This is a genomic window from Mesoterricola sp. MK458 (genome assembly GCF_055384935.1).
In genome coordinates this window covers 3,666,938-3,692,141 of record NZ_AP045075.1, presented here as the reverse complement: position 1 = coordinate 3,692,141, position 25,204 = coordinate 3,666,938, and the positions used below count along the sequence as shown (strand labels likewise).

Annotated in this window: 22 protein-coding genes and 2 pseudogenes; 6 read left to right on the top strand and 18 right to left on the bottom strand. The window is 67.9% G+C overall.

Translation table 11 applies throughout. The annotated features are described in order from the left end of the window. Window positions 1-56 precede the first annotated feature (56 nt). Both ACZ5LB_RS16190 and tpx read left to right on the top strand, forming a co-directional pair. Entirely contained in the window at window positions 57-404 is a 348-nt protein-coding gene (locus ACZ5LB_RS16190) for a hypothetical protein (RefSeq protein WP_464603237.1), read from the top strand. Between the two features lie 48 nt (window positions 405-452). Next, complete coding sequence (gene tpx / locus ACZ5LB_RS16185; RefSeq protein ID WP_464603236.1) at window positions 453-953, top strand: thiol peroxidase; 501 nt, start codon at window positions 453-455, stop codon at window positions 951-953. 45 nt (window positions 954-998) lie between these two features. Here tpx and ACZ5LB_RS16180 read toward each other — a convergent pair whose 3' ends face one another. The 14 genes and pseudogenes from ACZ5LB_RS16180 to ACZ5LB_RS16115 form a co-directional block, all read right to left on the bottom strand. Continuing rightward, window positions 999-1,361 (bottom strand): ribbon-helix-helix domain-containing protein, encoded by a 363-nt coding sequence (locus tag ACZ5LB_RS16180; RefSeq protein WP_464603235.1) that lies wholly within the window; start codon window positions 1,359-1,361, stop codon window positions 999-1,001. After that, complete coding sequence (locus ACZ5LB_RS16175; protein ID WP_464603234.1) at window positions 1,358-1,624, bottom strand: hypothetical protein; 267 nt, start codon at window positions 1,622-1,624, stop codon at window positions 1,358-1,360. The genes ACZ5LB_RS16180 and ACZ5LB_RS16175 overlap by 4 nt, the downstream gene beginning before the upstream one ends. A 365-nt stretch (window positions 1,625-1,989) precedes the next feature. Beyond that, window positions 1,990-2,106: pseudogene (locus tag ACZ5LB_RS16170) on the bottom strand (IS5/IS1182 family transposase); the annotation flags it as partial. Between the two features lie 18 nt (window positions 2,107-2,124). Beyond that, the gene (locus tag ACZ5LB_RS16165; protein WP_464603233.1) at window positions 2,125-2,529 is read right to left on the bottom strand and encodes a DUF2752 domain-containing protein; all 405 of its coding nucleotides are present in this window, start codon (window positions 2,527-2,529) and stop codon (window positions 2,125-2,127) included. 115 nt (window positions 2,530-2,644) lie between these two features. After that, on the bottom strand, window positions 2,645-3,874 hold the full coding sequence (locus ACZ5LB_RS16160) for an MFS transporter (protein ID WP_464603232.1): 1,230 nt from the start codon (window positions 3,872-3,874) through the stop codon (window positions 2,645-2,647). Beyond that, window positions 3,867-5,093: an ABC transporter permease gene (locus ACZ5LB_RS16155; protein ID WP_464603231.1), complete on the bottom strand. Its 1,227-nt coding sequence runs from the start codon at window positions 5,091-5,093 to the stop codon at window positions 3,867-3,869. The genes ACZ5LB_RS16160 and ACZ5LB_RS16155 overlap by 8 nt, the downstream gene beginning before the upstream one ends. Window positions 5,094-5,127: 34 nt before the next feature. Continuing rightward, window positions 5,128-6,612 (bottom strand): efflux RND transporter periplasmic adaptor subunit, encoded by a 1,485-nt coding sequence (locus ACZ5LB_RS16150; protein ID WP_464603230.1) that lies wholly within the window; start codon window positions 6,610-6,612, stop codon window positions 5,128-5,130. A gap of 106 nt (window positions 6,613-6,718) precedes the next feature. After that, window positions 6,719-8,206 (bottom strand): NADH-quinone oxidoreductase subunit N, encoded by a 1,488-nt coding sequence (locus ACZ5LB_RS16145; RefSeq protein ID WP_464603229.1) that lies wholly within the window; start codon window positions 8,204-8,206, stop codon window positions 6,719-6,721. Beyond that, the gene (locus tag ACZ5LB_RS16140) at window positions 8,206-9,732 is read right to left on the bottom strand and encodes a complex I subunit 4 family protein (protein WP_464603228.1); all 1,527 of its coding nucleotides are present in this window, start codon (window positions 9,730-9,732) and stop codon (window positions 8,206-8,208) included. The genes ACZ5LB_RS16145 and ACZ5LB_RS16140 overlap by 1 nt, the downstream gene beginning before the upstream one ends. A gap of 7 nt (window positions 9,733-9,739) precedes the next feature. Continuing rightward, window positions 9,740-11,656 carry an NADH-quinone oxidoreductase subunit L gene (gene nuoL, locus ACZ5LB_RS16135; protein WP_464603227.1) on the bottom strand — a complete coding sequence of 639 codons (1,917 nt, stop codon included), beginning with the start codon at window positions 11,654-11,656 and terminating at the stop codon, window positions 9,740-9,742. A 4-nt stretch (window positions 11,657-11,660) separates the two neighbouring features. Continuing rightward, window positions 11,661-11,981, bottom strand: a complete 321-nt coding sequence (nuoK, locus tag ACZ5LB_RS16130; protein ID WP_464603226.1) for an NADH-quinone oxidoreductase subunit NuoK — start codon at window positions 11,979-11,981, stop codon at window positions 11,661-11,663. Window positions 11,982-11,992: 11 nt separating this feature from the next. Then, complete coding sequence (locus ACZ5LB_RS16125) at window positions 11,993-12,481, bottom strand: NADH-quinone oxidoreductase subunit J family protein (RefSeq protein ID WP_464603225.1); 489 nt, start codon at window positions 12,479-12,481, stop codon at window positions 11,993-11,995. Between the two features lie 8 nt (window positions 12,482-12,489). Further along, entirely contained in the window at window positions 12,490-13,053 is a 564-nt protein-coding gene (locus tag ACZ5LB_RS16120) for a NuoI/complex I 23 kDa subunit family protein (RefSeq protein ID WP_464603224.1), read from the bottom strand. Window positions 13,054-13,056: 3 nt separating this feature from the next. Further along, window positions 13,057-14,109, bottom strand: coding sequence for a complex I subunit 1/NuoH family protein (locus tag ACZ5LB_RS16115; protein ID WP_464603223.1), 1,053 nt, complete (start codon window positions 14,107-14,109; stop codon window positions 13,057-13,059). 183 nt (window positions 14,110-14,292) lie between these two features. Between ACZ5LB_RS16115 and ACZ5LB_RS16110 the strand changes: the two genes are divergently transcribed. After that, window positions 14,293-16,455: a nitric-oxide reductase large subunit gene (locus tag ACZ5LB_RS16110; RefSeq protein ID WP_464603222.1), complete on the top strand. Its 2,163-nt coding sequence runs from the start codon at window positions 14,293-14,295 to the stop codon at window positions 16,453-16,455. Window positions 16,456-16,815: 360 nt separating this feature from the next. After that, the gene (locus tag ACZ5LB_RS16105) at window positions 16,816-17,592 is read left to right on the top strand and encodes a transglutaminase-like domain-containing protein (protein WP_464603221.1); all 777 of its coding nucleotides are present in this window, start codon (window positions 16,816-16,818) and stop codon (window positions 17,590-17,592) included. Here ACZ5LB_RS16105 and ACZ5LB_RS16100 read toward each other — a convergent pair. From ACZ5LB_RS16100 to ACZ5LB_RS16085, 4 genes and pseudogenes are all read right to left on the bottom strand, one after another. After that, on the bottom strand, window positions 17,574-18,536 hold the full coding sequence (locus ACZ5LB_RS16100) for a hypothetical protein (protein ID WP_464603220.1): 963 nt from the start codon (window positions 18,534-18,536) through the stop codon (window positions 17,574-17,576). The genes ACZ5LB_RS16105 and ACZ5LB_RS16100 overlap by 19 nt on opposite strands. Window positions 18,537-18,592: 56 nt before the next feature. Beyond that, window positions 18,593-20,299 (bottom strand): glutamine--tRNA ligase/YqeY domain fusion protein, encoded by a 1,707-nt coding sequence (locus tag ACZ5LB_RS16095; RefSeq protein ID WP_464603219.1) that lies wholly within the window; start codon window positions 20,297-20,299, stop codon window positions 18,593-18,595. A gap of 1 nt (window position 20,300) precedes the next feature. Continuing rightward, window positions 20,301-21,752 carry a glutamate--tRNA ligase gene (gene gltX, locus ACZ5LB_RS16090; RefSeq protein WP_464603218.1) on the bottom strand — a complete coding sequence of 484 codons (1,452 nt, stop codon included), beginning with the start codon at window positions 21,750-21,752 and terminating at the stop codon, window positions 20,301-20,303. A 356-nt stretch (window positions 21,753-22,108) separates the two neighbouring features. After that, window positions 22,109-22,681: pseudogene (locus ACZ5LB_RS16085) on the bottom strand (GTP-binding protein); the annotation flags it as partial. 169 nt (window positions 22,682-22,850) lie between these two features. Between ACZ5LB_RS16085 and ACZ5LB_RS16080 the strand changes: the two are divergent. Beyond that, a complete protein-coding gene (locus ACZ5LB_RS16080) occupies window positions 22,851-23,834 on the top strand; it encodes an FHA domain-containing protein (protein WP_464603217.1) in 984 nt (327 codons plus the stop codon). A gap of 110 nt (window positions 23,835-23,944) precedes the next feature. Next, window positions 23,945-25,201, top strand: a complete 1,257-nt coding sequence (locus tag ACZ5LB_RS16075) for a glucose-1-phosphate adenylyltransferase (RefSeq protein WP_464603216.1) — start codon at window positions 23,945-23,947, stop codon at window positions 25,199-25,201. Window positions 25,202-25,204: the final 3 nt, after the last annotated feature.

The following is a 25,204-nucleotide window of genomic DNA, read 5'->3' as shown; positions in this document are numbered from 1 at the left end:
GTTCCTCCACTCCCAGTTTACGGGAACCCGGAAGAGCGCCGCCGCATACAAGATGCATGCTCCCCCTGCTTCTCGCCCTGGCCCTGGCGCCGTCCCCCGGCCCCACCCTCCCCGCCGTGCAGGGACTGCGCAAGCCCCTGCCCGCGGCCGCGGACGTGAAGGCGTTCGTGACGTGGTCCCTGCAGGAGGCAGGCCAGGCCGTGGTGGTGGTGGAGGGGGACTACGCCCCTCCCCTGCCCCGGGTGGCCACGGGCCTGCAGGTGCTGGACGGGAAGCTGCGCCTGTTCAGCGTGCGGTTGCCCAACCCCGCCGACATCCCGGCCGCCCCATGGATGGACCTGGGCACCGTCCGCTCCGGAGGAAATGTCGCCCAGAGGATATATCCGATGGGGTGGGGATATTAAAAAGGAGTGATAATGGGCCATGGGCTCTTCAGCCCGCAAGGAGACAAAATGGCTCAGGTCACCCTCAAGGGGAACCCCATCCACACCGCCGGCGAACTGCCCCGCACCGGCAATCCCGCCCCGGCGTTCACCCTGACCCGCAAGGACCTTTCCGAGGTTTCCCTGGCCGACTTCAAGGGCCAGCGGGTCGTCCTGAACATCTTCCCCAGCATCGACACGCCCACCTGCGCCACCTCCGTGCGCACCTTCAACGCCCAGGCCTCCCGTGCCGCCAACACCGTGGTCCTGTGCGTGTCCGAGGACCTGCCCTTCGCCGCGGGCCGCTTCTGCGCCGCCGAGGGCCTGGACAACGTCGTCCCCGCCTCGGCCTTCCGCGCCCCCGACTTCGGCAAGGCCTACGGCGTCACCCTCGTGGACGGCCCCCTGCGAGGCCTGCTGGCCCGCGCCGTGGTGGTCCTGGACGAAACCGGCAAGGTGGTCCACACCGAACTGGTCCCCGAGATCGCCCAGGAACCCAACTACGAGGCGGCGCTCAAGGTCCTGGCGTAGGGTGGACCCGCGGTAGGGGTCGTTGATCCAGGCTGCTTCACCAAACTACACCCTGGCTCTGGCGGCCTTCTGTCCTGCCTTGAAGGTGGAAACCAGGTCGTGGGTTACCTCCCGAAGAAGTTCCGAAAGGCTTCGCCCCTGAGCCTCGGCCAGAGCCTCCAAGGCTTCCTTCTCATGCTTGTCGGTCCGGAAGGTCACCAGCTCGGTTTCCACCTTCGGCGCAGCCTTGCTAGGACGTCCCATTCGAACGATGGGGCGTCCAGCTGGGCCACCCTTCAATTCCTTCGCCCAGGCTTCGGCTTCAGCCGCACGCTCCGCGAACGGCTTCTTGGAATGCCCCTTCGGAAGCTCACCCGCCTCCTGGATGACTTCCCCCCAGGTGATTCCCTTCCGGGTCGGCTTGCTCATGGGTGCCCTCCTTTTTTCAAATCCCCGGCACCATAGCGATACCCCGTCACCGGTTCGAATGCCCATTCCTTGCGGTCCAACAGCTCAACGATCAGGCGATAGCACTTCCCGTGGACCGTGCCTTGGAGCATCACGCGCCCCAGGCGGCTGCTCACCATCGAAAGATCCTCGGCGTCCAGGATCTCCTGCCTGACGTGGTGCTTGAGGAGGATGTATTCCTCCGCATCCGGGGTCCATCTCAGCTTGGGTTTCTTGGGGATCATTGATACCCCGTCGGCATTTAGTGTAATACACTTTGGCATTGACGCAAGGACTGAACCTTTCCCCGAAGCCACCATTCCCATTCCAAGCTCTGAAAGCACTTAGCTTGTATTCCAATTTAGAAGTGGTAACAAAACCTGCAAACTGGATTGGGCATTCCCGACTTTGAAAGCCTGAAGTATTTCCTCAGCGATCCTCCGCGAGTCCTCAGCGTCCGCGTTTCAAGTGGTTCTCCATGCGGGTCGGCGCATTGCGTCCGTGGACGGTCGCGCCGGCACACACCAGCAGCCAATTGGACGCGGCGCTCAGATCTCGCAGAGGTACGCGGAGAACTGCCTTTTGGATTTCTTCTCACCCCTACCGCCCGTCACCACCCCAAGGCAGAGAAGCAGATGAGGCTGGCTGTGAATTTGAGCAAGGCCAGATGGATATCTGCCCGTCTTTCATAGCGAACCGTGAGGCGCTTGAAATGCTTGAACCAGGCGGAAGGCCACCCAGGGAATCAGACCCCAGACCGAAGCAAATAGACCCAGTTCGCGAGGACGGCCGCGGCAAGGGCGAGCAGGGCCAGGGTGCGCCCCCGCGGGGTCCACTGGAATCGGGGGGCCAGGCCCGTGGCGGCGCGGAAGGCGAAGCCGGCGGCGGCCAGGGCCCCCGCGGCCACCAGGAGCGGGTTCCAGAGGAAGGCCCGCCAGGGATGGCCGGACGCCAGGGCCAACGCCGCCCGCGTGGCTCCGCAGGTGGGGCAGGGATGGCCCGTGAGGCCCTTGAAGAGGCAGGGGGCCACCTCCACACCCCAGCGGCGCTCCAGGACCGCCACGGCCCCCTGCAGGGCGACGAAGGCCAGGGCCACGGCCACGGCCCACATGGGGAGCCGGGGAAGACGGGGGGCGGGGACGAGCTTCACCTGGGGCGGCCCGGAAGGGCCGTGGCGCCGCGATCCTGTGTGGCTGCATCGGTCATGGGGGCTCCGCAGGGGGGATCTCCCATGGTGGCCGCGGGGGCCGGCGGGTTCAACGGCTTCAGCCGGCGATGCGCCTGAGGCGGCGGAGTTCGGGCACCCGCCAGGCGATGGCGCCCACGACGCCCAAGGTCATCAGGCCCCCGAAGACCACCGAGGGCACCACGCCCAGCACGCGCGCTGCCAGGCCCGATTCGAAGCTGCCCAGTTCGTTGCTGGAGCCGATGAAGAAGCCGTTCACCGCCTGCACCCGTCCCATCATCTCGGGCGGGGTGCGGGTCTGCACCAGCGTGCCGCGGAGCACCATGCTCACGCTGTCCATGGCGCCGCTGGCCACCAGGAGCACCAGGGAGACCGCGAACACGCGGGACAGCGCGAAGCCGACCCAGCACAAGCCGAAGGCGGCCACGCAGATGAGCAGGATCCGGCCGGCGTGGTTCCGGGGCGGATGGTGGGCCTGCCAGAAGCCCATGGCCACGGAACCCACAGCGGGCGCGGCCCGGAGGATCCCCAGGCCCTGGGGGCCCACCCGCAGGATTTCCGACGCGAAGACCGGCAGCATGGCCACCGCCCCGCCGAAGAGCACCGCGAACAGGTCCAGGCTGAGGGCGCCCAGCACCAGGCGGTTGGTGAACACGAACCTCACCCCCTCACCCAGACTCTGGAGGATGGGGGCCATGGACGGCACCCGGGGCCGGGGCGCCACCCGGGAAAGGGTGCCCACGGCGAAGAGCATGAGCAGGACTTCCACGCCGTACGTGAGCGTGGCGCTGCCGAAGCCGAAGAGGAGCCCCCCCAGGGCCGGGCCGGTGACCTGGGCCAGCTGGAACGAGGAGCTGCGCCAGGTGGCGGCGTTCTGGTAGGCCTCCCAGGGCACCAGCTCGGTGGCCAGCGCCTGGGAGGCGGGCCGGAAGAAGGCCCGGCCCAGGCCCGCCAGGGCCTGGATGGCATAGAAGGGCCACACCAGGCGCGGGACGCGCCCGAAATTCATGCCCAGCAGCAGGAGCCCGCCCAGGAGCATGACGGCCATGGACAGGAGCGTGAGGGCGCGCCGGTCCCGGCGGTCCGCGGCCCATCCGCCCACGAGGCACAGGCCCAGGAAGGGGACGGCCTCGGCCAGCCCGATGAGCCCCAGGGACAGGGGGTCCCGGGTGATGTGGTAGACCTGCCACGCCATGGCCAGGGTCTGGATCTGCGTGGCCACGGTGAAAGCCACGAGCCCCCCCAGGAACCATCGGTACTCGGGGAATCGCAGGGCCTGGTATGGGTCGTGGTCCGGATCGCTACTCATACCGCAGGGCGTCGATGACATCCAGGTTCGCGGCCTTGAGCGCGGGCAGGAACCCCGCGACGATGCCCACCACCCCGGAGAAGCCCAGGCCCAGGGCCACGGCCCAGGGCTCGGCCACGGCCGGAAGGACGGCGGTGAACTTGAGGATCCAGATGATCAGGTAGGCGATGCCCACCCCCAGAAGGCCGCCCAGGATGGACAGCACCACGGCCTCGGTGAGGAACTGCAGGAGCACGCTCCGGCGGGTCGCGCCCAGCGCCCGGCGCAGGCCGATCTCCCGGGTCCTTTCGGTGACGCTCACCAGCATGATGTTGGAGATGCCGATGCCGCCCACGATGAGCGAGATGCTCGCCGCCATGGCCAGGAACGTGGTGAGGACACTGGCCTGCTCGTCCTGCATCTTCACCCAGTCGTCCTGCTTGCGGATCATGAAGGGGTTCTCGTCCTTGGGGGTCAGGCGCAGGCGCTGGCGCAGGAGCGCGGTGATCTCCATCTCGGCCAGGTCGGCCTTGCCCTCCTGGGCGCTCACGAGGATGTTCTGGATGCGGTCCGTGCCCACGATCTTGCGCATGACGGTGGTGTAGGGGGCGACCACCAGGTCGTCCTGGTCGCCCATCATGCCGGCGCCCTTGGATTCGAGGATCCCCACCACCTCGAAGGGGAGGGAGGCGATGCGGATGATCTTGCCCAGGGGTTCCTCGCCGTTGGGAAAGAGCGTGTCGCGCACAGTGGAGCCCAGGACGCAGACCTTGGCCTGGGCCTTGGTCTCCTGCTCCGTGAAGAACCGCCCTTCCTTCACCTCCCAGCCCCGGATCTGGACGAACTGGACGCCCGAACCCTGCACGGTGGAGACGGTGTTGTTGTTCTGGTAGATGATGGCGCGGTTGGCCCGCACCTGCGGGGTGGCCGCCACCACCGTCGAGCCCGAGAGGTCGCGCTCGATGAGGCCGGCGTCCTCCTCCAGGAGGATGGGGACCGAGCCCATGCCCATGGGGCCCCGGGCGCTGTTGGAGCTCCCGCCGCCGTTGAAGATGGTCAGCATGTTCGAGCCCATGTTCTGGATGATGGCGATGGAGGCCTGCTTGGAACCCTGGCCGATGCCGATCATGGCGATGACGGCGCCCACGCCGATGATGATGCCGAGCATGGTGAGGAAGGCCCGGGTCTTGTTCCGGGTGATGGCGAACAGCGCCAGCTTGATGAAATCGTAGACGTTCATGGACGGGTCTCCGGAGTGCAGGGGCCGCGCCGCGTCAGTGGCGCCTGCCACCGGCAGCGCCGATGGGTGCTGGGGCCTGCGCCGCCTTCTTCAGGTCCTCGACGCCGGTGAGCACCACCATCCCTTCGGTGACGCCCTCGCCGCTGACCTCGGTGAACATGCCGTCGCTGGCCCCGGTCTTCACGGGCAGGGCCTTGGGCTTGCCGTCCACCAGGATCCACACCCGGTCCTCCCGGCGGGCCACCATGCCCTTGCCGGCGCCGCCCTGGCGTCCGCCTCCGGCGCCGGGACGCTGCTGGCCACCGTTTTGCGGACCGGCCGCCGGAGAGGCCCCCGGGGCCTTGGGGGCCGCGTCCTTGAGGAAGGCCGCGGGGTTGAACCGCAGGGCCGCGCTGGGCACCCGCAGGACCTGGTCCCGCTCCTTGGTGACGATGGTGCAGTTGGCCGTCATGCCCGGGAACAGGGCCAGATCGCCCCGGTAGACCGGGCTGCCCGGCAGGATGTAGCGGGCGGTGCTGGTTTCCAGATCGGCCGTCTGGGGCTTGCCCAGGAGGACCGGCTTGCCGGCGGGATGGGCCTCGCCGCCCCCCTGGCGCATGCCGCCGGGCCGGCCTTCGGTTCCGTGCCAGCCGGCGGGTGAGGGAGCGCCTCCTCGCTGGCCGCCTGCCCTTTCGCCGCCTTCACGCTTGCCCCCGTCGGGCGCCGCGGTGCGCGGCTCGTTGTTCACTTCCATGACCACCTGGTAGGTGACCACGTTCTGGTTCACCACGGGGTTGAGCTGCACCTGGCTCACCACCCCCCGGAACTGCTTGTCGGGGTAGCTGTCCACGGTGAAGAAGGCCCGCTGGCCCACCTGCACCTGACCGATGTCGGCCTCGTCGATGGCGGCCTGGACCTTCATCTTGGAGAGGTCCTGGGCGATGGTGAACATGTTGGGGGTGCTGAAGCTGGCGGCAACCGTCTGGCCCACGTCCACCAGGCGGTTCACCACGACGCCGTCCACCGGCGCGCGCAGGGTGCAGTAGTCCAGGTTGGTCTTGGCCCGGGCCACGCCGGCCCTGGCGGAATCCAGGTTTCCCTGGGCCGTCTTGAGGACCAGTTCCTTGGCGTCCAAGTCCGCGTCCGACAGGAGCTTCTGCTCATGGAGCTGCTTGTTGCGCTTGAACTCGATCTGGGCGTTGAAGAGGGCAGCCTTGCACCGCTCCAGGGTCGCCTGGGCGTCCTGGATCTGGGTCAGCCAGGGCGTCTCGTCGATCTTTCCGATGACCTGCCCCTTCTTCACCAGGCTGTTGAAGTCCGCGTAGATGCCCGTGACCACGCCCGAGACCTGGGTGCCCACCGGCACCTGGATGAGGGCGTTCAAGGTCCCGGTGGCGCTGATGCGGGCGGTGATGCTGCCCTTGTCCACCTTGGCCGTGCGCCACTTGATCTCATCCTTTGGGCCCTGGACGAAGTAGGCAGTGCCCGCGCCCACCAGGACCACGGCCACGGCGGTGATGATCCAGACTTTTCGACTCATGGTTACCTCGACGCCAAAGGTTCAGATACCTCTACCTTGCCATGTGAGGCAGGGATCGGCAAAAAGGTTGAGGCCGAAGGCGTAATTGTGATGGAGTCTCAGGGGCTCAGCGCAGGAAGGGGAACGTGTCCGCCACCACCCGCCACGCGAAGGTGGTGTAGAGGGTTCCGGGGAAGAGGCCGATGACCACCACCAGGATGCCGCACACCAGGAGCGCGGCCCCGGCCAGGGGGGCATGGAGGGCGGGCCGCTCCGAGGCCTCCCGCTCGGCCTTGGCGGAGGGCTTTTCCAGGAACAGCGCCACGGGGAGCCGGAAGTAGTAGTACACCGACACCAGGCTGGCCAGGACGCCGATCACCGCCATGGACACGTGACCCTGGAGAATCAATTCCTTGAAAATCATGTACTTGCCATAGAACCCGGCCATGGGGGGGATCCCCGCCAGGCCGAAGAGGCAAAGCGCCGCCGCGATGGCCAGGTCGGGGCGCTTCCAGCCCATCCCCTTCACGTCGTCGAAGGTGGTCGTGTCGCCCACCAGGCCCAGGCAGGTGAGGATGCCGAAGGCGCCCATGTTCATGACAAGGTAGGAAACCAGGTAGAAGACGATGCCGGCGTAGGCCGCGGGGGTGCCCGCCACCAGGCCCAGGAGGATGTAGCCGGCGTGGCTGATGCTGGAATAGGCGAGCATCCGCTTGATGTTGTTCTGGGCCAGGGCGGCCAGGTTGCCCACCACCAGGGTGAGGACCGCCACCGCGGCCAGGGCGGCCTGGATGCGCAGGGCGCCCGGAGCGGGAACGCCCGCGCCCAGCACCCGCAGGAGCGCCAGGATGGCCACGCCCTTGGTGGCGACGGACATGAAGCCGGAGATGGGATGGGGGGCGGCCTCGTAGACGTCCGGCGTCCACTGGTGGAAGGGCACCGAACTGACCTTGAAGAGGAAGCCCATCATGAGCAGGGCGGCCCCGGCCAGGGCGATGGGATCGGGGGTGCGGGAAGCCAGCGCCTGGCCCACGGCGGCCAAGTCCAGGGAGCCGGTGACGCCGTACAGGAGCACGGAGCCCATGAGGAAGCTGGAGGCCGCCACGGCGCCGGTGATGAAGTACTTCATGCCCCCCTCGAAGGCCTTGGCGCGGGTGCGGACCGTGGCAGTGAGGGCGTACAGGGGCAGCGACAGCAGTTCCAGGCCCAGGAACAGAAGGATCAGGTTCGAGGCGGCCACGAAGAGGATCATGCCCACCGCGGAAAAGAGCAGCAGGCTCAGGGTCTCCCCCTTCACCCAGCCCTCCTGGTGGAGGTGGTCCCACAGTTGGAGCACGGCCAGGGCCGCGGCCACCAGCACGAAGATCCCGGCGAACTGGGCCAGGCGATCCATGCGGATGGCGCCGAAGGACGGCTGCGCCCCCGTGGACCACAGGCGGGTGATGTAGAAGAAGCCCCCGGCCAGGCAGAACAGGGCCATGAAGAACATGGCGCCCCGGATCCACTTGACCGTGGCCTGGTCCTTGTCCAGCGCCGCCAGGGGCAGGAGGCAGGCCCCCAGGGCCGGGATGAGAAGCGGCAGGATGGCCGAGAGTTCGCTCGCGGTGATCGTCATCACTTCACCTCGCCGGCGACGGCCGGGTAGAGGGCCCGGGAAACCTGCGCTTCGGAATGGCCCAGGAAGGTCTGGGGGTGGATGCCCATCCAGAAGATCAGCACGACCAGGGGCAGCAGGACCGCCACCTCGCGCGCGTTCAGGTCGGCGTGGAGGTGGGCCGTGCCGCTTTCGGGGTCCGCGTTGGCCGGGCCCCAGAAGACGCGCTTGAACATCCAGAGCATGTAGGCCGCGCTCAGCAGCACGCCCAGGGTCGCCGCCACGGCCGCGGTCCTGCCCCAGTGGAAGCCCGACAGGTAGGTTCCGTTGAGGATGAGGAATTCCCCGGCGAACCCGTTGGTGAGGGGCAGGCCGATGCTGCTCAGGGTCACGATCATGAAGAACGCGGTGAATACGGGCATTTTCAGGGCCACCCCGCCGAAGTCGGCGATGCGCCGGGTGTGGGCCCGGTCATAGAGCATGCCCACCAGGAGGAAGAGGGCGCCGGTGGAGATGCCGTGGTTGAGCATCTGGAGCATGGCCCCCTGGGTGCCGATGACGGTCATGGAGGCGATGCCCAGCATCACGAAGCCCATGTGGCTCACCGAGGAGTAGGCCACCAGCTTCTTGATGTCGGACTGCATCATGGCCACCAGGGCGCCGTAGATGATGGCGGCCACCGACAGCGCCGCCAGGACCGGGGAGAAGTGGCGCGCCGCGTCGGGGAAGATGGGGAAGGCGAAGCGCAGGAATCCGTAGGATCCAAGCTTGAGCAGCACGCCGGCCAGGATCACCGAGCCCCCCGTGGGCGCCTCCGTGTGGGCGTCGGGAAGCCAGGTGTGGAGCGGGAAGAGCGGAACCTTGACGGCGAAGGCCAGGGCGAAGGCGATGAAGAGGGTGCCCTGGACCTTGGGGGGCAGGCTCTGGGCGGCCTGGGCCATGACGCCCGGGGCGAAGCTGCCGGCCTTGCCGGCCATGTAGAGCAGGGCCACCAGCCACAGCAGAGAGCCCGCGAGCGTGAAGACCAGGAACTTGGTGGCCGCGTAGCGGCGCTCCGCGCCGCCCCAGACGCCGATGAGGAAGTACATCGGCAGCAGCATGGCCTCCCAGAACAGGTAGAACAGCAGCAGGTCCTGGGCCACCAGGGCTCCCAGCATGCCCGATTCCAGCATCAGGAAGAGCGCGAAGGCCGAACCGGAACGTTCCGGAAGGCTGTTCCAGGTGCCCAGCATGGTCACCGGCACCAGGAAGGCGGTGAGGATCACCAGCCAGAGGTTCAGCCCATCCACGGACAGGTGGTATTCCACCGGGATGCCCACGGCCGAGAACCAGTGGAAGCGCTCGAAGGCCAGCTGCCCAAAGGCGTCGGGCTGACCCCGCAGGAGCTGCGCGGCGGCGACGGCCAGGACGCCGACGGCGCCCAGCGTCGCCAGGAGCTTGACCAGCGGCGCCTGGCGCTCCGGGAATAGCATCAGGAGGGCGCCCCACGCGAAGGGGGCGAATACCAGGAATGTCAGCAGGTGGGTGTTCATCCAGGGCGTGATCACGGTGCGGCTACCTCAAGAAGATCCAGAGCAGGAGCACGGTCCCGAAGGCCATGCCCAGCGCGTAGTTGCGCACCCGGCCCGTCTGGGTCCGAGCGGTGAAGTCTCCGGCGATGCGGGTCAGCGCCCCGGGCAGGTTCACGCCGACGCCGTCGATGAGGATGACGTCGAAGAACTTCCAGGCGAAGTTGCCGATCCAGCGCACCGGCGCCAGGAGACCCGCCTCCACGCCCTCGTCCACGAAGTACTTGTTCGCAAGCACACGGTACAGGGCCGGGTTCCGCTCGGCGAAGGCCTCCTCGGACTTCGGGCCCTTGCGGTAGATGAAGAAGCCCGCGAGGCCGCTGGCCAGCGCCAGGGTGGTGCTGAGCGCCATGAGGCCCCAGGCCAGCGCATGTGAGCCGTGCTCGGCGGCCTCGGGCGCCTCGGCCTTGCCGAAGGCCAGGGCGGGTTCCAGCCAGCCCTCGATGGCGAAGGAGCCGCCCCAGATCTTGGGGAGGCCCAGCAGCCCCGCCAGGAGCGCGCCCACGGCCAGCAGCGCCAGGGGCAGGGTCATGGTCCAGGGGCTCTCGTGGGCGTGCTCGAAGGCGTGGTGGTCCCGCGGCTTGCCCCAGAAGGCCAGGCCCATGAGGCGCCACATGTAGAAGGCCGTGCACACGGCGCCCAGGAGGCCGACGACGTAGAGCGCGGGGCTCTTGAGGAAGGCCAGGTAGAGGATCTCGTCCTTGCTGAAGAACCCGGAGGTGCCCGGGAAGCCCATGATGCAGAGCGTCGCGATGAGCATGGTCCAGAAGGTGACGGGCATCTTCTCCTTCAGGCCGCCCATGCGGAAGAGGTCCTGCTGGTGATGGAGGCCGTGGATGACGCTGCCGGCGCCCAGGAAGAGGAGGGCCTTGAACCAGGCGTGGGTGAACACGTGGAAGAACCCGGCCGCGAAGCCCGCGGCGCCCAGGCCCAGGAACATGTAGCCCAGCTGGCTCACCGTGGAGTAGGCCAGCACCTTCTTGATGTCGCGCTGGAACAGGCCGATGGTGGCGGCGAATAGGGCCGTGGCGCCGCCGGTCCAGGCCACGACGGTCATCGTCGTGGGGGCCAGTTCATAGAGGGGCGCCATGCGGCAGATGAGGTAGATGCCGGAGGTGACCATGGTGGCGGCATGGATGAGGGCGCTGACGGGGGTGGGGCCCGCCATGGCGTCCGGCAGCCACAGGTAGAGGGGGATCTGGGCGCTCTTGCCGGTGGCCCCCACGAACATCATGAGGGTGGCGAAAGTGACCACCCCGAAGGTGGTCTCCGGGGCGAGGTGCCCGGCCTTGCCCAGGATCTCGCCCACGGTCAGGGTGCCGAAGGCCGCGAACAGCACCATCATGCCCACGATCATGCCCAGGTCGCCCACGCGGTTGAACAGGAAGGCCTTCAGGCCCGCCGCCGAGGCGACCTCGGTCTCGAAGTAGTAGCCGATGAGCAGGTAGCTGCACAGGCCCACCCCTTCCCAGCCCACGAAGAGCAGCGGCAGGGAGGATCCCAGCACCAGCGTCAGCATGAAGAACACGAACAGGTTCAGGTAGCAGAAGTAGCGGGCGTAGCCCTCCTCCTCCCACATGTAGCCCACCGAGTAGAGGTGGATGAGCAGGCCGATGCCCGCCACCACCAGGGACATGACGGTGCTGAGGGGGTCGAACACGAGCCCGAAGGGGACCCGCATGTCGCCCACGGCCATCCAGTCGAAGTAGACCAGGTCCAGGCGGTGCCCGGGGGCGGCCTTGGCGGCGAAGAAGAGGACCAGGGCCAGGGCGAAGGAGGCGCCCACGGTGCCCAGGGCCACGGCGGTGACGGCGGCCTTGCCCGCCTTCCTCCCGAGGAGGCCGTGGAAGGCGGAGCCCAGGAGGGGCAGGACGGGGATGAGCCAGGCGATTCTCTGCATCATGCCCTCACAGCTTGAGCGCGTCGGCGCGGTCGGTGTCGGTGGTCGCGCGGTGGCGGAACAGGCCCACCACCAGCGCCAGGCCCACCGCGGCCTCGCACGCGGCCACCGCGATGATGAAGAGGTAGAACACCGTGCCCTGGACGTCCCCGCCCCGGTGGCGGGCGAAGGCCAGGAGCGCGACGTTGGCGGCGTTGAGCATGAGCTCGACGCCCATGAACTGCACCAGGACGGTGCGCCGGCTCAGCACGATGTAGAACCCGATGACGAAGAGGAGCAGGGCCACCAGGATGTAGCCCTGGAGGCTGCCTTGCAGGAGTGTGGTCACGGTCGGCTCCATCACAGGTCCTTCTTCACCAGGGCCACGGCCCCGATCATGGTCGCCAGGAGCAGCAGCCCGACGATCTCGAACGCGGCGAGGTGGTGGTCGAAAAGGGCGTTGCCCAGGGCTTCGAGGTTCATGGGGGGCGGCACGCCCACGGGCCGGGGCGACCGGAGGAGGCCCGAGCCCAGCACCACCTTCACGGCCCCCGCCGCCAGCGCCAGGGCGGCCACGATCGAGCCCCAGCGCTGGATGGGATGGGGCTTCAGGGCCTCCTCCTCCTCGTGGGCGCTCAGGAGCATGATGACGAAGAGCAGCAGGACGACGATGGCGCCGGAATAGACGATGACCTGCAGGGCCGCGGCCACGGGGTTGGCCAGCAGCAGGAACAGGCCCGCCACGCCGAAGAAGGTGAGCACCATGCAGAGCCCCGCCACGACGAGGTTCTTCTGGAAGGCCAGGGAGAGCGCGCCGAGCAGGGTGATGAGGGAGAAGATCAGGAACATGGCGGGTCCTACAGCGAGGTCGGATTCCGGGGGACGGAGGGCGTTGGATCCTGGGTGATCCGGGCCTTCCCGTCCTTGTCCGCATAGGTGTTCATGAGGTCCCACTTGCCGAACTGCATGGAGAGCCGGTCGTAGGAGGCCTGCTCGTAGTCCGTGCGCAGCCAGATGGCGTCCTTGGGGCAGGCCTCCTCGCACATGCCGCAGTAGATGCACCGGAGCATGTCGATCTTGAAGACCGCGGGCCGCTTCTCGTCGAAGCCCTGCGACTTGTTGAGGTCGCCGAAGGCATCAGCCTCGATGGTGATGCACCGGGCCGGGCAGGCCTCGGCGCACATGAAGCAGGCCACGCACTTGATGGCTCCGTCCTCGAAGCGCTTGAGCTCGTGGAGCCCGCGGTAGCCCGGGGCCACCTCCCGCTTCCAGTCCGGGTACTGGACCGTGAACCGGTCCCGGCTGCGCGTGAAGATCTGCTTGAGGAAGTGCTTCATGGTGATGGCCATGCCCTGGAGCACGGGGATCACGTAGGTGCGGTCCACCCAGGTGAGTTCGACTTTCTTGACGACGACTGCCATTGGTCAACCCCGCCGGTACATGAGGAACGCCTGGAGCATGAGGTTGCCCAGACTCAAGGGGAGCATCACCTTCCAGCCCATGAACATGAGCTGGTCGAACCGGAAGCGGGGAACGGTCCACCGGATCCAGATGAAGACCCAGCAGAAGAAGACCAGCTTGAGGACGAAGGCGGCGATGGAAAGGGAGACGGAGGGCGCGGCCACGAAGGGCACCTGCCAGCCGCCGAAGTAGAGGGTGACGATGAGCGCCGCCGCCGTGACGATGTGCACGTATTCGGACAGCTGGAGCAGCGCGAACTTCATGGAGCCGTACTCGGTGTGGAAGCCGGCCACGATCTCGCTCTCGCCCTCGGCGAAGTCGAAGGGAAGGCGGTTGGTCTCGGCGAACATGCACACGAAGAACACCAGGAACCCGAAGAACTGCGGCACGACGTTCCAGATGATGGCCTGGCGGGCGATGATCTCGTGGGGATCGTAGCCGCCGGCGCGCAGGAAGATGGCCACCACCGCCAGGCTCATGGCGAGCTCGTAGCTGACCATCTGGGCCGAGGCGCGCATGCCGCCCAGGATCGACCACTTGTTGTTGCTGGACCAGGCGGCGGTGAGGATGCCGTACACCGCCACGGAGCCGATGGCCAGGGGGTAGAGCATCCCCATGCCGTTGCCGGGCTCCAGCAGGCTCATGTGGTAGGTCTGTCCGCCGGAGACCAGCGACCGGCCGAAGGGGATGACCGCGAAGCCCATCATGGCCGGCACGAAGGCCATGAAGGGGGCCATCCAGAACAGAAGCTTGTTGGCGTCGGCGGTGGGCAGGTCCTCCTTGAGGAAGAACTTGATGCCGTCCGCGGCCAGCTGGGGCAGGCCCAGGAGCCGCCAGCGCCCGAAGAGCAGGGCCCGGTTGGGGCCGATGCGGTCCTGGATCATGGCGCTGCCCCGGCGCTCCACCCACGTGAGGATGGCGGCCAGGGTCAGGGGACCCGCGAAGACGATGATCACCTTGGCGATCATCCAGAAGGTCTGGGGCTGGAGGTGCAGGAGTCGGGCGAGGAATTCCATGGGGCAGCTTTCCGGCAGGCTTCCACTGGGAAGCCCGGCTCTTCCAAATTACCAGGGGGATCATGTAAGAACAAACGGCGTGGTTGTTAGGATACCGGGTTCCGGGCGGGAAAAAGAGGGTCCCTTGACAGGGATCAAGGCGGGGGCGGGCCGCGTCCTCCAGGCTGGTCCCTGGAGGCAGTCATGAAACAACGTTGGCTCATACTATTCCTGGTGCTCATCGCCAGCTTCGGCGTGCTGGGCATCGGAGGGCGGCAGATCGCCCTGAACGCCCCGCCCATCCCCTCCAGCGTGGTGGGCCCCGACGGTCGCGAACTGGTGGGCGCCGGACAGATCATGGCTGGCCAGAAGAGTTACCTGGGCCACGGCGGGCAGCACATCGGATCCGTCTGGGGCCACGGGGCCTACCTGGCGCCCGACTGGACCGCCAAGGCCCTGCACCGCTGGGCCGAGCTGACCCTCGCCCAGGCCAAGGCCGCCGGCCTCTCCGACGCCGAGGCCCGGGCCCGCACCCAGGCCGCCTTCCAGACCAACACCTTCAAGGACGGGGTCCTGACCCTGGACGCCGACCGGGCCGCAGCCTACGACATCACCCGCCAGGAGCTGGCCCGCACCGTCACCGAGGGCGACAAGGACGCCTCCATTCCCGCCCGGTGGATCCCCACGATGGCCGAGGGCGAGCGCGTGGCCGATTTCTTCCTGTGGACCGCCTGGACCGCCGCGGCGCGCCGGCCCGGCGAGGACCACTCCTACACCCAGAACTGGCCCCAGGAGTCCCTCGTGGGCAACCAGATCACCCCCATCAGCCACCTGTGGAGCATCCTCTCCATCGTCCTGCTGATCCTGGGCGTGGGCCTCATGGTGTGGTTCCAGGCCTCGCAGCCCGAGGAGGCCTTCCCCGACCCCAAGCCCATGACCCCCGCCCCCGCCACCGCCAGCCAGCGCTGGTCGGCCATCTACTTCGGCGTTGCCATGGCGCTCTTCCTCGTCCAGATCTTCATGGGCGTGCTCACCGTCCACTTCGGGGTGGAATCCAACGCCGTCTACGGCGTCGACCTCTCCCGCATCCTGCCCTACGCCGCCAGCCGCACCTGGCACCTGCAGCTCGCCGTGTTCTGGATCGCCACCTGCTGGCTGGCCACGGGCCTCTACCTTGGCCCCAAGCTCGCCGGCCGTGAGCCCAAGGGTCAGTACCTGGGCGTGGCGGGCCTGCTCCTGGCCCTGGTGGTGGTCGTCGTGGGCGCCCTCGCCGGCAGCCAGCAGGCCATCCTGGGCAAGCTTAGCGGCTCGTTCATGCTGGGCCACCAGGGCTACGAGTACGTGGAGCTGGGCCGGCTGTGGCAGGTGCTGCTCACCGTGGGCCTCGTGGGCTGGCTCGTGCTGGTGCTCCGCGCCCTGCGCCCGGCCCTGGCCGAGGAGAAGGGCCGCCTGGGCCTCCTGAAGCTCTTCATCCTGGCCGCCATCGCCATCCCCCTCTTCTACTCCGCGGGCTTCATGTACAACCGCGAAACCAACCTCGCCCTCGCCGAGTACTGGCGCTGGTGGGTGGTCCATCTCTGGGTCGAGGGCTTCTTCGAGGTGTTCGCCACCGTCGCCATCGCCCTGCTCTCCACCCGCCTTGGCCTCCTGCGCGAAAAGACCGCCCTGCGCAGCGTGAACCTCAGCATGATCCTCTTCCTGGGCAGCGGCATCATCGGCACCTTCCACCACCTCTACTTCACGGGATCTCCCGCCTTCATCTCGGCCCTGGGCTCCATGTTCAGCGCCCTGGAGATCGTTCCGCTCACCATCGTCGGCTTCGAGCTGGCCCAGAGCCTCCGGGCGGGCCGCGCTCTCGGCAGCGGCTACGAGTGGCCCTTCACGTATTTCGCCGCCGTATGCTTCTGGAACCTCGTCGGCGCGGGCGTCTTCGGCATGCTGATCAACCCCCCGTCCATCCTCTACTACGGCCAGGGCCTCAACACCACGCCCATCCACAGCCACGCCGCCCTCTTCGGGGTCTACGGCTTCCTCGCCATCGCCCTGATGCTCTTCGCGCTGCGGGGCATGACCCCCGACCGCGCCTGGGACGGAAGGCTGCTGAAGGTCGGCTTCTGGGGCCTCAACCTGGGCCTGGTGCTGATGCTCGTCATGAGCCTGATCCCCAGCGGCCTCCACCAGATCGCCCAGAGCCTGCAGCACGGCACGTGGTACGCCCGCAGCGCCGAGGTGGTGCAGAGCCCCCTGATGCGCGCCTTCACCTGGCTGCGCCTCCCCGGGGACGTGCTGTTCGGCATCGGCGCCCTGGCGGTGACGGCGTTCACGGTCAAGGCCGTGGTCGCGGCCTGGAAGTGGCGCAAGGCCTGATGCAGCGTCCGGCACGTGCCTTGAAGGAGTAGCAAGAATCGCGATTCTCCATTTGCAGTTCCCAGCGCCTCTGCGAGATCCCAGCGCCCCAGCGTTTTAGTCTTTTCGATGGGGATCCGGCAAGATGGTCCAATGGCCAATCGCCCGGATTCTTCGGAAGAAAAGATCAAACGCTGGGGCGCTGGGGTCTCGCAGAGGCGCTGGGAACTGAAAAAGAAGGAATGTTTAGTCCAGGATCCCGTTTCCAGCTCATTTCAGCGCCAGGACCCCTGCCTTTCCGAAACGGCCTGCCCTCCGGGGCGGGCCGTTTCCGTTTCCGGATACCGCGATATCCTCCATGCACAGCCCACGGAGGTCCCAATGCCACGCATCGCCCGAGCAGGACTTCTGGGCATCCTCCTCCTGGGTTCCCTGTCGGCCTTCGCCGAGCCCCCCCGGACCTACCGGATCACGGCCCGGAAGCTTTCCAGGGAGGCCATGGCGACACCCCCCCAGGAGCTCCTGAGCCTGGAAGCGCGGGAGAGGTCCTCAGTCGGGGTCGTGGTCGTTCCGGACACCCGGGAGGGGCTGCCCGGAAGCGGGGTCCTCGACCCACACTTCACTTATGACCCGGCCGTGGCGCGGTTCCTCCTTCCCACGGACCGGATCCAGTGCGGTGATCCGGGGATCGCGAGGCTCGCGGCCGCCCTGCCCGGGACCCGGACCCTCGAGGTCATCCGGGCGGGCCTGGGGCTCGTGTCGCGGTCGGTGACCTACGATCCGGCACTGGCCAAGGCCATCTCGGAAGGGACGGCGTCCCCGAAGGACGCGGTCGCGGTGCTGCGGGAGGGCACCGGGACGTGCAGCGAATACGCGAGCCTCTTCGTGGCCCTGATGCGGAGCCGGGGGATCCCGGCGCGGTACGTGGTGGGGGTCCTCTACTCGCCGGAGAACGACGCGGACTTCGTCCATGCGTGGGCCGAGTGCTACCTTCCGGACCACGGCTGGCTCGGGGTGGATCCGCAGGCCGGAAGCCTGGGACTCGCTCCGGACCACATCAGGCTGTTCCTCGGGATGGACTACCCGGACTGCGGCGCCGGGCCGCTGCCGCAACTGTGGCCGCTGAAGGCGGTCCGGGTTCAGTCCCGGCTTCCGTAGTAGGTCCACGACCAGAGCCGGATCGACGTCCCCTCCGCCGGCCCCCGCTGGTAGAGCCTCACCCAGCCCGCGGGCTGCGCGCTCCACTTCACCATCAGGGCCTGGTTGTCGGCGCTCTCCCCCAGGCCGGAGGCGTCCACCAGGTAGGTGGGGTAGCCGGGTTCGGGGAAGGCCACCTGGATCCAGTCGCCGCGGCGCTCCAAGGGGGAGACCACGACGTCGCGCACCTTGCGGGGGGTGCGCTGGACGTCCAGGTCTTCCTGGCTGTGGGGGGGCGTGTTGCGGCCGGGGGCGAACTCCCCGGGGGTGGAGGAGCGCCACAGGGCTTCGCCCACCATGCGGCCATCGGGAAAGCCCGTCGCGGCGTAGGGGGCGTCGTCCCGGGGTTCGGTGCGAACGGGCTGCAGGGCCAGGCTGAGCATGAGCCGGTTGTGCAGGGTCCAGCCCTCGTGGCTGGTGCGCTCCTTCACGGAGACGCGGGAGTTGGCGAGGATGGCCTCCAGGTGGCCCTCCAGGGTCGTCACCCGGGCCTTGCTCGCGGCCAGGTCCACCCAGCCCCAGCCCAGGGGGCCTCCCCACACCAGGGCGCGGCCCTTGTCCAGGGCGAAGACGGCGGGGTGTTCGCTGGGCTCGCCGGAGACCAGCGGCCCGGAGAGGCTGAGGCACTCCACGGCCATGACCTTCTCGGCCCGGGGTCCCCGGAACCAGTCCAGGAACTCCAGGCCGGGAACGGTGCTCCCGCCGCGGGCCTTCACCCAGTACACGGTGAAGTCCTGCTGGCCCTTGGTGGGGCCTTCCAGGACGCCCAGGGCGCCCTCCTCGGGAGGCTGCCGGTCCATGTTCAGCCAGGCCGTGACGGGGGGCGCGGCCTTCTTCCGGCGGCAGCCGGTGGCGACGCCCAGCGCCACGACCAGCCCAAGCATCAGTGCGACTCGGAGTTTCATGGTCCTGCCCCCGTTGTCCCGTGTGAACGTGGCACCAGGATAGCGGAAATGACGGGCTACTTGCCTTCGGCCTTGGCCCAGGAGTCCTTGAGGCTCACCGTGCGGTTGAAGACCGGGCTCCCTTCCCGCCCGTCCGGGTCGGCCACGAAGTAGCCCAGCCGCTCGAACTGGAAGGCCTGGCCGGGCTTCGCGGCGGCCAGGGAGGTCTCCACCCGGGCGGAGGCCAGGGTCTCCTTGCTTTCGGGGTTCAGGAAATGGCGCCAGTCCTCGCCCTCGGGCACGTCCATGGGGTCCTTGGCCGTGAAGAGCCGGTCGTAGAGCCGCACTTCGCAGGCCAGGGCGTGGGCCGCCGAAACCCAGTGGAGGGTGCCCTTGACCTTGCGGCCGTCGGGGGCGTCCCCGCCCAGGGAGGCGGGATCCCAGGTGCAGCGGAGCTCGGTGACCTCGCCGGCGGCGTCCTGCACCACGCCGGTGCAGCGCACGAGGCAGGCGTTCTTCAGGCGCACCTCGGCCCCCGGGGCCAGGCGGAACCACTTCTTCGGGGCCTCGATCTGGAAGTCCTCCCGCTCCACGAAGACTTCCCGGGAGAAGGGGACCTTGCGGGTGCCCAGGGCCTGGTTCTCGGGGTGGTTGGGAACGTCCAGCCAGTGCACCTCGCCCTCGGCCATGTTCTCGATGACCAGCTTCAGGGGCCGCAGCACGGTCATGGCGCGCGGGGCGGTGCCGGCCAGGTCCTCGCGCACGCAGTGCTCCAGGAGGCCCACGTCGGCCACCATGTCGCGCTTGGCCACGCCCACCTTGTCGGCGAAGGCCCGGATGCTGGCGGCGGTGTAGCCCCGCCGGCGCAGGCCCGTGATGGTGGGCATGCGGGGGTCGTCCCACCCGTCGACGATGCCTTCCTTGACCAGCTCCAGGAGGCGGCGCTTGCTCATGACGGTGTAGGTGAGGTTGAGCCGGGCGAACTCGATCTGGCGGGGGTGGGGCTTCGAGAAGAACCTGCCCTCCTCGTCCTGGGCCAGGAACCAGTCGTAGAGGGGCCGGTGGTCCTCGAACTCCAGGGTGCAGATGGAGTGGGTGATGCGCTCGATGGCGTCGGAGATGCCGTGGGCGAAGTCGTACATGGGGTAGATGAGCCAGGCGTCGCCGGTGCGGTGGTGGTGGGCGCGCTTGATGCGGTACATGAGCGGATCCCGCATGTTCATGTTGGGGCTCTGCATGTCGATCTTCGCGCGCAGGACCCTGGCGCCGTCGGCGAACTCCCCGGCGCGCATGCGCCGGAAGAGGTCCAGGTTCTCCTCGGGGCTCCGGTCGCGGTAGGGGCTGTTGCGCCCGGGCTTGAAGAAGTTGCCCCGGTAGTCCTTGATCTCCTCCTCGTTCAGGTCGCACACGTAGGCCTTGCCCTGGCCGATGAGGTATTCCGCGTAGTCGTAGAGGAAGGGGAAGTAGTCCGAGGCGTAGTGCTCCCCGGCCCAGTCGAAGCCCAGCCAGCGCACGTCGTCGCGGATGGAGTCCACGTACTCGATGTCCTCCTTGACCGGGTTGGTGTCGTCGAAGCGCAGGTTCGTGGCGCCGCCGTACTTGCGGGCCAGGCCGAAGTTGATGCAGATCGATTTGGCGTGGCCGATGTGCAGGTAGCCGTTGGGCTCCGGGGGGAAGCGGGTGCAGATGCGGCCCCCGTGCTTGCCGGACGCGCCGTCGGCCTCCATGATCTCCTCGATGAAGTTGAGGCTGCGGGTCTCGGGGGCGGGGGTCTCGGAGGTCATGTCAGATCCATTTCTCCAGGCGGGCGCAAACGGCCTCGCGGCCCAGGAGGGCCATGGTGTCGAAGATGGGCGGGCTCACCAGCTTGCCGGTGAAGGCCAGGCGCAGCGCCTGGGCCAGGTCCTTGAGCTTGAGGCCGTGGCGGGCCAGGATGGCCTCCACGTCGGCCTTCAGGGCGTCGTGGGCGTAGTCCGTCAGGGCCGCGACCTCCCGCAGGGCGGGGCGCACGGCGGGCGTCATGAACTTCGCCACGTCCGCCTCGGCGGGGGCCTCGGGGCCGGTGAAGAGGAAGGCGAGGGTGTTGGCCATCTCCACCAGGGTCGCCCGGTTCTTGTTGCAGCCGATGGCCAGGGCCTTCCAGTCGTCGGACGTGGCGTCCCAGGCGGCCTCCAGGCCCCGCATCCGCCACTGCCAGCGCAGGTGCGGCGCGATCTCCGTCCAGTCCAGGCGCTGGATGAACTTCTGGTTGATCCACTTGAGCTTGTCGATGTCGAAGACGGCGGCGGCCTTCTGGATCTCGCCCAGGTCGAAGGTCTCCATGAGCTGCTGGTCCGTGAGCAGCTCCTCCTCCACGCTCTCGGCGGCCTTGCCGTCCAGCTTGGGGGTCCACCCCAGCTTGGCCAGGCACAGGCGCACCGCCACGGGCAGGAAGCCCTCGTCCCGGAACTCGGTGATGCTGGCGGCGCCGTGGCGCTTGCTGAGCTTCTGCTTGTCCTTGCCCAGGATCATGGGCACGTGGGCGAAGGCGGGCAGGTCGTAGCCCAGGGCCCGGTAAAGGACGATCTGCTTGGGGGTGTTGGCCACGTGGTCGTCGCCGCGCACCACATGGGTGACGCCCATGTCCACGTCGTCCACCACCACGCAGAAGTTGTAGGTGGGGGTCCCGTCCTGGCGGGCGATGATCCAGTCGTCCAGGCTCGAGGCGGGGACGGCGATGCGGCCCTTGACCAGGTCCTCCAGCACGATCTCACCGTCGTCGGGCATGCGCAGGCGGATGGCGCAGGGGGTGGACGCGTCCAGGCCCTTGTCCCGGCAGCGGCCGTCGTACCGGAAGGCGCGCCCCTCGGCGTCGGCCTCCTTGCGGCGGGCGTCCAGGTCCTCCCGGCTGCAGTCGCAGCGGTAGGCCAGGCCCTTGTCCAGGAGCTCGGCGATCTTGGCCCGGTACAGGTCCATGCGGAGCATCTGGCGGTAGGGGCCGTGGGGGCCGCGGAAGGCGTTGGGGTCTCCCGGGACGGGGCCCTCGTCCCAGTCCAGGCCCACCCAGTCCATGCCCTCCTCGATGATGCGGATGTTGTCGTCGGTGCTGCGGGTGAGGTCGGTGTCCTCCACCCGAAGGATGAATGTTCCATTATGCCTGCGGGCATAGAGCCAGCAGAACAGGGCGGTGCGGACCCCCCCGATGTGGAGCATGCCGGTGGGGCTGGGGGCGAAGCGGGTTACGACGGGTTTTTGCATCTAGACCTCGGGCCTGAACCTTATAGTTTGCCCGATGCCGCCCGATCTCCCAAATCCTACTTGAGGTACAGCTTCAGGCGGATCTCCACGGGCCCCGCGCTGCTGAAGAGGCTGCGGTCCAGGACCACGGGCACTTCCACGACGCTGGTGCTGGGGTGGGACCCCGGCTCCCCGGCGGGCACGCCCCCGGCCTCGGTCACTGGCAGCTCGTCGATCTCTTCGAGCAGCTCGCCGGCTCCCAGTTCCTCCACCTCCAGGGGCAGCCGCTCCTTGGCGGCTTCGGCGCGGGCGCTGGGCCGGGCGGGGAACATGTCGTGCTGGGGCTCGGCGGGGGCGCCGCCGCCGTACTTCTCCGTGAGGTGCTTGAGGACCAGCCGGGCGACCCCCGAGAGGGTCTCCCGCACCCCCTGCCCCCGGGTGGCGCAGGCCTCGAAGGTGGGCACCCCGAACCGGTTGATCTCCCGGTCCAGCACGTCGGTGGGCAGGGCGTTGGGGGTGTCCCGCTTGTTGAACTGGATGACGTGCGGGAGCTTCTCCAGTTCCGACCCCTGCTCCCGCAGGTTGTCGATGAGGTTCTGGAAGCTCTCCTTGTTGCCCTCCAGGGCCTGGGCCTGGGAATCGGCCACGAACACCACCGCGTCGGCCCCCCGGAGCACCAGCTTGCGGGTGGCGTCGTAGAACACCTGGCCGGGCACGGTATAGAGCTGGATGCGGGTCTTCATGCCCCGGATCGTGCCCAGTTCGATGGGCAGGAAGTCGAAAAAGAGGGTCCGGTCCGTCTGGGTGGCCAGGCTGAGCATCTTCCCCCGGCCGTCCTGGGGAAGGGAATCATAGACATGCTGGAGGTTGGTGGTCTTGCCACAGAGGCCGGGGCCGTAATAGACGATCTTGGCGGTCAGCTCTTTGGTAGCTGCATTGAAAAGGACCATGCGGCCTCCACGGGGGAGAAGGGATGCCAGATTGGCTGACTTCATGGGGTCAGGTCAAGGTTGAACCCCGTCCAGGGCAAATTACCCGCCAACCCGGGGGTTGACTGTTTGCATAACCCATTGGACACCACTAGACTGCTCAAGAGATCCAGAAAATAAAGGGGAGACCATGGCAAAACTGCTCGTTCAAGAGAGTAATGGAGCCCGAGAATTCGAACTGGTCGACAATGAGGTGAACATAGGCCGGGAACTGGACAACGCCCTGCGGTTGGCGGATCCCAGCATCTCCCGCCACCACGCCGTGCTCCGCAAGACCGCCACGGGCTACGAGGTCCAGGACCTCGGCAGCAGCAACGGCGTCCTGGTCAACGGCATCAAGGTGGAGACCGGGTCCCTGAAGGACGGGGACCGCATCACCCTGGGCCAGATGCAGCTCACCTTCATCGACCCCCGGCCCGCGGAGGACATGAACCCCCTGGGCACCGTCCGCATGAACCTGGACGAGATGGCCAAGATCCAGGGCGGGGCGCCCGGCACGGACGCCATCGCCCTGCAGCCCCCGCCGCCGCCCCAGGCGGCCCCGGCCCCGCCGCCCGTTCCTCCCCCGGCTCCCGTTCCTCCCCCGGCTCCCCGGCCCATGGCCCCCCAGGGCGAGAACCCGGCTCCCGCGTTCCTGCAGCCCTACCTGCCCGGCGTTCCCGACGATGCCCAGCCGCTCCTTTCCGGCGGCGCCATCGAACGGGGTGATTTCGGCACGCGGCTGGTGGCCTACCTCATCGACGCGGGCATCTGGCTGCTCCTGTTCGTCGTCTTCATCGTCGCCTCGGCGGTCCTGGGCGCGGTGTCCCACGGCATCACCGCCATCTTCAGCTGTCTGCTCTATCCGTTCCTGGGCCTGGGCTACGTGATCTTCATGCTCTGGTGCCAGGTGAAGTTCCGGGCCACCATCGGCAAGAAGGTCATGAAGCTCCGGATCGTCCCCGAGATGAACCCCGGCGGCAACATCGACTGGGGCCAGGCGATCCTCCGCCTCGTGGGCCACTGGGTCAGCGGCATGCTGGCGTGCCTGCCCTACCTCCTCATCCTGGGCGCGGACCGGAAGGGGTTCCAGGACATGTTCTCGAACTCCATCGTGATCAAGGTGGATCGCTAGGACACCTTGATCCAGAATGGCGCATTCCGGCCCCCCAGGGGGCCGGTTTGGGCTTACTTTAGACATACCGACCCAGTCCGCCTTGCCTCCGGCCCATGACAGGAGCACCCATGCCCAAGCTGAACAACGTCCTCGCCGTGATCCTCGGAGGGGGCCGCGGCGCGCGGCTCTACCCGCTCACCAAGATGCGTTCCAAGCCTGCGGTCCCCATCGCCGGCAAATACCGCCTCATCGACATCCCCTTGAGCAACTGCATCAACTCGGGCATCTTCCGCATGCACGTGCTGACCCAGTTCAATTCGGTCTCGCTGCACCGGCACATCTCCGAGAGCTACAAGTTCGACGTGTTCCACACCGGCTGGGTGCAGGTGCTGGCCGCGGAGCAGACCCCCACCAGCGAAGGCTGGTACCAGGGCACCGCCGACGCCATCCGCAAGCAGCTGTTCCAGATCCAGGTGGTGGGCACCGAGCACGTGCTCATCCTGGCCGGGGACCACCTCTACCGCATGGACTACGCCCCCATGGTGGCCCACCACATCGCCAAGGGCGCCGACATCACCGTGGCCGTGCAGCCCGTGGCCAAGGACGAGGCGGACCGCTTCGGACTCCTCAAGCGGACCCCCGACGACCGGATCGTCAACTTCGTGGAGAAGCCCAAGACCCCCGAGGCCCAGGCGGCGATGGTCAGCCGGGACGACCCGGAGCGCCCCTTCCTGGGCTCCATGGGCATCTACCTCTTCAGGACCGAGGTGCTGGTGGACCTCCTCACCGCCCACCCCGACTTCGACGATTTCGGCCACCACGTCATCCCCTTCGCCATCAACCGCATGAACGTCTCCGGCTTCGACTTCGACGGCTACTGGCAGGACATCGGCACCATCCGCTCCTTCTACGACGTCAACCTCGAACTGACCCGCCCCAACCCCGCCTTCAACCTCTACGACGCCCACCACCCCATCTACACCCACTCCCGGTTCCTGCCCGGCTCCATCTGCTCGGACACGCGGCTCAAGGACGTGCTGCTGTGCGAGGGCTGCGTCATCGAGGGCGGCGGCGAGATCACCCACTCCATCGTCGGCGTCCGCAGCCAGATCGGCCCCCGCACCCGCATCCTGGACAGCATCGTCATGGGCGCCGACTACTACCAGCGCCGCCACTGCGAAGTGCCCCTGGGCATCGGCCCCGACTGCCACATCGAGGGCGCCATCCTGGACAAGAACGTGAGCCTGGGCGCCGGCGTGGTGATCAAGCCCTTCCCCCGGGGCACGGAGCTGGACGCGGGCGACTACGTGGTCCAGGACGGCATCGTCGTGGTGCCCAAGAACACGATCCTGGGCCCGGGGACGCGCATCGGGCCGGAGGTGTGAGGG

Bases quoted from the DNA above. Each gene is read 5' to 3' on its own strand.
- ACZ5LB_RS16190 (WP_464603237.1), top strand. From the start codon at position 57: ATGCTCCCCCTGCTTCTCGCCCTGGCCCTGGCGCCGTCCCCCGGCCCC.
- tpx (WP_464603236.1), top strand. From the start codon at position 453: ATGGCTCAGGTCACCCTCAAGGGGAACCCCATCCACACCGCCGGCGAA.
- ACZ5LB_RS16180 (WP_464603235.1), bottom strand. From the start codon at position 1,361: ATGAGCAAGCCGACCCGGAAGGGAATCACCTGGGGGGAAGTCATCCAG.
- ACZ5LB_RS16175 (WP_464603234.1), bottom strand. From the start codon at position 1,624: ATGATCCCCAAGAAACCCAAGCTGAGATGGACCCCGGATGCGGAGGAA.
- ACZ5LB_RS16160 (WP_464603232.1), bottom strand. From the start codon at position 3,874: ATGAGTAGCGATCCGGACCACGACCCATACCAGGCCCTGCGATTCCCC.
- ACZ5LB_RS16155 (WP_464603231.1), bottom strand. From the start codon at position 5,093: ATGAACGTCTACGATTTCATCAAGCTGGCGCTGTTCGCCATCACCCGG.
- ACZ5LB_RS16150 (WP_464603230.1), bottom strand. From the start codon at position 6,612: ATGAGTCGAAAAGTCTGGATCATCACCGCCGTGGCCGTGGTCCTGGTG.
- ACZ5LB_RS16145 (WP_464603229.1), bottom strand. From the start codon at position 8,206: ATGACGATCACCGCGAGCGAACTCTCGGCCATCCTGCCGCTTCTCATC.
- nuoL (WP_464603227.1), bottom strand. From the start codon at position 11,656: ATGATGCAGAGAATCGCCTGGCTCATCCCCGTCCTGCCCCTCCTGGGC.
- ACZ5LB_RS16125 (WP_464603225.1), bottom strand. From the start codon at position 12,481: ATGTTCCTGATCTTCTCCCTCATCACCCTGCTCGGCGCGCTCTCCCTG.
- ACZ5LB_RS16120 (WP_464603224.1), bottom strand. From the start codon at position 13,053: ATGGCAGTCGTCGTCAAGAAAGTCGAACTCACCTGGGTGGACCGCACC.
- ACZ5LB_RS16115 (WP_464603223.1), bottom strand. From the start codon at position 14,109: ATGGAATTCCTCGCCCGACTCCTGCACCTCCAGCCCCAGACCTTCTGG.
- ACZ5LB_RS16110 (WP_464603222.1), top strand. From the start codon at position 14,293: ATGAAACAACGTTGGCTCATACTATTCCTGGTGCTCATCGCCAGCTTC.
- ACZ5LB_RS16105 (WP_464603221.1), top strand. From the start codon at position 16,816: ATGCCACGCATCGCCCGAGCAGGACTTCTGGGCATCCTCCTCCTGGGT.
- ACZ5LB_RS16100 (WP_464603220.1), bottom strand. From the start codon at position 18,536: ATGAAACTCCGAGTCGCACTGATGCTTGGGCTGGTCGTGGCGCTGGGC.
- ACZ5LB_RS16095 (WP_464603219.1), bottom strand. From the start codon at position 20,299: ATGACCTCCGAGACCCCCGCCCCCGAGACCCGCAGCCTCAACTTCATC.
- gltX (WP_464603218.1), bottom strand. From the start codon at position 21,752: ATGCAAAAACCCGTCGTAACCCGCTTCGCCCCCAGCCCCACCGGCATG.
- ACZ5LB_RS16080 (WP_464603217.1), top strand. From the start codon at position 22,851: ATGGCAAAACTGCTCGTTCAAGAGAGTAATGGAGCCCGAGAATTCGAA.
- ACZ5LB_RS16075 (WP_464603216.1), top strand. From the start codon at position 23,945: ATGCCCAAGCTGAACAACGTCCTCGCCGTGATCCTCGGAGGGGGCCGC.